Origin of the sequence: Pseudonocardia pini, assembly GCF_013870575.1 — a bacterium.
In the GTDB taxonomy this organism is placed as follows: Bacteria; Actinomycetota; Actinomycetes; order Mycobacteriales; family Pseudonocardiaceae; genus Pseudonocardia; species Pseudonocardia pini.
On the sequence record NZ_JACBXB010000403.1, the window covers coordinates 1 to 4,961 of the forward strand.

At 72.6% G+C, this 4,961-nt stretch carries 4 protein-coding genes; 2 read left to right on the forward strand and 2 right to left on the reverse strand.

Annotated elements, in window-relative coordinates; genetic code table 11:
- Positions 1–262: response regulator transcription factor (locus H5J29_RS20680; protein WP_181782704.1), on the forward strand; the 262-nt coding region annotated here is incomplete at its 5' end.
- Here the strand turns inward: H5J29_RS20680 and recQ are convergent.
- Positions 232–2,163 carry a DNA helicase RecQ gene (recQ, locus tag H5J29_RS20685; RefSeq protein ID WP_312858324.1) on the reverse strand — a complete coding sequence of 644 codons (1,932 nt, stop codon included), beginning with the start codon at positions 2,161–2,163 and terminating at the stop codon, positions 232–234. The two genes, H5J29_RS20680 and recQ, sit on opposite strands and share 31 nt — an antisense overlap.
- A gap of 79 nt (positions 2,164–2,242) precedes the next feature.
- On the opposite strand from recQ, the gene H5J29_RS20690 reads away from it, so the two are divergent.
- A complete protein-coding gene (locus tag H5J29_RS20690) occupies positions 2,243–3,418 on the forward strand; it encodes an acyl-CoA dehydrogenase family protein (RefSeq protein WP_181782705.1) in 1,176 nt (391 codons plus the stop codon).
- Positions 3,419–3,424: 6 nt separating this feature from the next.
- On the opposite strand, the gene H5J29_RS20695 is transcribed toward H5J29_RS20690, so the two are convergent.
- Positions 3,425–4,961: ABC transporter ATP-binding protein (locus tag H5J29_RS20695; RefSeq protein WP_181782706.1), on the reverse strand; the 1,537-nt coding region annotated here is incomplete at its 5' end.

Genomic DNA, 4,961 nt, shown 5'->3' on the forward strand with positions numbered 1-4,961 from the left:
CTCCTTGGCCAGCAGCTTGATCTGCCGGGAGAACTCCGAGCCTGCCGGGGACCTCCGCGCGCTCACCCCGCAGGAGCGGCACGTGGCGTTGTCGGTCGCGGCAGGCCGGACCAATCCCGAGATCGCGGCGGAGCTGTTCCTCTCCCGCAAGACGGTCGAGGCGCACCTGACCCGGGTGTACCGGAAGCTGGGGGTGCGGTCCCGGGTGTCGCTGAGCCGCCGGGTGGCGGCTCAGGCGCCCCAGGGGTCGTCGTCCGGGTAGTCCTCCTCCGGGGGCTCCTCGACGGGCCAGTCGTCCTCCACCGGACCGGCGGGCACAGCGGGCACAGCAGGAGCGGCCGCGGCGGCCCCACCGACCGCCGCGAGCACCCCCTGCCCGTACTTGGCCAGCTTGTTCTCGCCGACCCCGCTCACCGTGCCGAGGGCGGGCAGGGACGTGGGGGCGAGCGCCGCGATGGCCCGCAGCGTGGCGTCGTGGAAGATCACGTACGCCGGGACGCCCTGTTCCTTGGCGGTGGCCGCGCGCCAGGCCCGCAGCCGCTCGAACACCGGCGCCGCCCCGGCGGGCAGGTCGGCAGGGGGAGCCGCGGAGCGCGACGACCGCCTGGTGCGCACCCGCTCGGGGTCCTTGCGCAGCATCACCTGCCGGTCGCCCTTGAGCACCGCCTGGCTGCCCTCGGTGAGCTGCAGGGTGTTGTACGGGCCGCCGACCTCCAGCAGCCCCCGCGCCAGGAGCTGCCGCGCCACCCCGCGCCACTCCTGCTCGGAGAGCTCGGTCCCGATCCCGAAGGTGGACAGCTCGTGGTGGCGGGACTGCTCGACCTTCGGGGTCCGCTTGCCCAGCAGGATGTCCACGGACTGGACCGTGCCGAAGCTCTGGTTGCGCTCCTTCTTCAGCCGCCAGACCGTCGAGAGCAGCTTCTGGGCGGGGACGGTGCCGTCCCAGGACTCCGCAGGCGTGAGGCAGGTGTCGCAGTTCCCGCAGGCCTCACCCTGCTGCCCGAAGTAGGCCAGGAGCTGCACGCGCCTGCACTCGACCGTCTCGCACAGCGCGAGCATGGCGTCGAGGTGCTGCCCGAGCCGCCGCCGGTGGGCCTCGTCGCCCTCCGAGTCGTCGATCATCTTGCGCTGCTGGACGACGTCGCCGAGCCCGTAGGCGAGCCACGCGGTGGACGGCAGCCCGTCGCGGCCCGCGCGCCCGGTCTCCTGGTAGTAGCCCTCGACGGACTTGGGCAGGTCGAGGTGGGCGACGAACCGGACGTCGGGCTTGTCGATGCCCATCCCGAAGGCGATCGTGGCGCACATGACCAGGCCCTCCTCGCGGAGGAACCGGGACTGGTGCTCCCGACGGACCGCGGCGTCGAGCCCCGCGTGGTAGGGCAGCGCCGGGATGCCCTGTGCGGCAAGGAACTCGGCGGTCTGTTCCACGGACTTGCGGGACAGGCAGTACACGATCCCGGAGTCCCCGGGGTGTTCGGTGCGCAGCAGCTCGAGCAGCTGCTTGCGGGGCTCGGCCTTGGGCACGATCCGGTACTGGATGTTGGGCCGGTCGAAGCTCGCGACGACGTGCTTCGCGGCGGTCAGGTCCAGCCGCTCGGCGATCTCGGTGCGGGTGTGCTCGGTCGCGGTGGCGGTCAACGCGATCCGCGGCACCGCGGGCCAGCGCTGGTGCAGCTCCGAGAGCATCAGGTAGTCCGGCCGGAAGTCGTGGCCCCACTGGGCCACGCAGTGCGCCTCGTCGATCGCGAAGAGCGCGATGTCCATGCGCTCCAACAGGTTCACCGTGGTCCCGAGCCGCAGGCGCTCCGGTGCGAGGTAGAGCAGGTCGAGCTCGCCCGCGAGCAGGGCGCGCTCGGTGTCGCGCCGCTCCTCCGGGTTCTGCGTGGAGTTGAGGAACCCGGCCCGCACGCCGAGGGTGTGCAGCGCGTCCACCTGGTCCTGCATCAGCGCGATCAGCGGCGAGATCACCACGCCGGTGCCGGGCCGGACCAGCGCGGGCACCTGGTAGCAGAGCGACTTGCCACCGCCGGTGGGCATGAGGACCAGCGCGTCCCCGCCCGCGACGACGTGCTCCACCACCTCGGCCTGGGGGCCACGGAAGGCCGCGTACCCGAACACGCGGTGCAGGACGTCGAGTGCCTCCGAGGCGGGGGGTGCGCTCACCCGCCCGATCGTAGGCGGGCGCCGCGGGCCGCGGACCGGAACCCGAGCAGACCTCCGCCGCGCATGCGATCGTCGGCGGATGGACCTGCTCGACGGTGACTTCTTCGGCTACGGATCCCTGCTGGCGGACGAGGAGCGCAAGATCCTCGGCAAGGTCCGGGAGTTCTGCCGGACCGAGCTGGCCCCGATCGCCCTGGACGCGTGGATCCGCGCCGAGTTCCCGAGGGAGATCATCCCGCGCTTCGCCGAGCTGGACATCGCCGCGCTGCCCTACGCCGACCTGCACGGCCCCGCCGCCCGCAGGCTGCTCACCGGCTTCGTCTCCCTCGAGATGGCCCACACGGACCCGTCGCTCAACAGCTTCTTCGGCATCCACAACGGGCTCGCGATGGGCAGCGTCGACCTCTGCGGCTCCGACGAGCAGCGCGAGCGCTGGCTGCCCGCGATGGCACGGATGGAGCTGATCGGGGCGTTCGGGCTGACCGAGCCGCACGGCGGGTCCGATGTCGCGCAGGGGCTGGAGACCACCGCCCGGCGTGAGGGCGACACCTGGGTGCTGAACGGCGAGAAGCGGTGGATCGGCAACGGCACCTTCGCCGACCTCGTCGTCGTCTGGGCGCGGGACGAGGCCGACGGCGGCGTCAAGGGCTTCGTGGTCCAGGGCGACAACCCGGGCATGACGGCGACCGCGATCGAGAACAAGATCGCGCTCCGCACCGTGCAGAACGCCGACATCGTGCTGACGGACTGCCGGGTGCCGGAGGAGGACCGGCTACAGCGAGCGAACTCGTTCTCCGACACCAACGAGGTGCTGCGGCGGACCCGTGGTGGTGTGGCCTGGGGCGCGACCGGGACCATGATGGCGGCCTACGAGAACGCGCTCGCCTACGCCAAGGAGCGCGAGCAGTTCGGCCGCCCGATCGCCGGGTTCCAGCTGGTCCAGGATCTGCTCGTGCGCATGCTCGGGAACGTGACGGCCTCGTTGGGCATGTCCGTCCGGCTCGCGGAGATGCAGGACGCGGGGGAGGCCCGAGACGAGCACGCCGCCCTCGCCAAGGAGTACACGACCACCGCGATGCGGGACACCGTCGCGCTGGCGCGGCAGGTCGTGGGCGGCAACGGGGTGGTGCTGGACTACGGCGTGGCCAAGTTCTTCGCCGACGCCGAGGCCCTCTACTCCTTCGAGGGCACCCGCGAGATCAACACCCTGGTCGTGGGCCGCGCCATCACCGGCCACTCCGCCTTCACCCGCTGATGCGGGTCAGCGGAGGGAGTCGGCCCAGGCGGCGTGGAGGGCGGCGAAGTCGCCGTCGGTCGCGAGGAGCTCCTCCGGGGTGCCGTCCTGCACGACCCGGCCCTCCGCGAGCACCAGCACCCGGTCCGCGATCGCGACCGTGGACAGGCGGTGCGCGATGATCAACGCCGTGCGGTCGGCCAGGACCGTCTCCAGGGCGCTCTGCACCGCGCGCTCGGACGGGATGTCGAGGCTCGACGTGGCCTCGTCGAGCAGGACCACGGCCGGGTCGGCGAGCACCACCCGGGCCAGCGAGACCAGCTGCCGCTGACCGGCCGACAGCCGCCCACCCCGCTTGCGGACGTCCGTGTCCAGCCCCTCGGGCAGCGAGTGCACGAAACGTGCGCCCACGGTCTCCAGCGCGGCCTCCACCTCCCGCCGGGTGGCGCTGGGCCGACCGAGGGCGACGTTGTCCGCCAGCGATCCCGAGAACAGGAACGGCTCCTGGGTCACCATGACCAGTGCCCGGCGGAGGTCCTCGTCGGACAGGTCGCGCAGGTCCACGCCGTCGAGCCGGACGGCGCCGGAGACGGGGTCGTGGAACCGCGCCGCCAGCTTGGCGAGCGTGGTCTTGCCCGCCCCGGTCGCCCCGACCAGCGCGATCGTCTGCCCGGCCGGGATCCGCAGCGAGAACTCCGGCAGCACCGTGTGCTCCGGCGCCCGCGGGTAGGCGAAGGTGACATGGTCGAATTCCAGCTCGCCGCGGGCGGGACCCAGCGCCACCGGCGACGACGGCGCGGGCACGCCGATCGGCGTGTCCAGCACCGACGCCAGCTTCTCCAGCGCCGCGGCCGCGGACTGGTAGGCGTTGAGGAACTGCGCCAGCTGGTCCAGCGGGTCGTAGAAGCGGCGCAGGTAGAGCAGGAACGCCGTGAGCGCCCCGAGCTCCAGCGCCCCGTCCGAGACCCGCAGCGCCCCGAGCAGCAGGACCAGGCCGAGCGTCACGTTGCCCACGGCGCGCACCGAGGCCACGAACCAGGACAGCGTGAGCAGGGCGTCCGCGTTGGCGTCCCGGTACCGCCCGTTGAGCTGGTCCATGATCGACTCGTTGCGGGCCTCCCGGCGGTACGCCTGCACCGCGCGGATCCCGTTCATGGACTCGACGAACTGCACGATCACCCGCGCCACCCAGGTCCGCGTCAGCCGGTAGCTCGCCCGCGACCGCCGCTGGAACCAGATCGTGAGCAGGGCCAGCGGGACGAACCCGGCCAGTACGACACCCGCCAGCACCGGGTCGATCAGCAGGAGCAGCACGGTGATCCCGCCGAGGGAGAGCAGGGCGCCGATCAGGCCGTCGAGCCCGGTGTCGAGCAGGTCGTCGATCGACTCCAGGTCGCTGGTGAGCCGGGAGATCAGCCGGCCCGACGTGTACGACTCGTGCCACTCCAGTGCCAGCCGCTGGGCGTGCCCGAACACCCGCCGCCGCAGCTCCAGCAGGACGTCCTGGCCGATCCGGCCGGAGAGCAGCAGGAACCCGGCCCGCAGGCCCGCCGAGGCCAGCCCG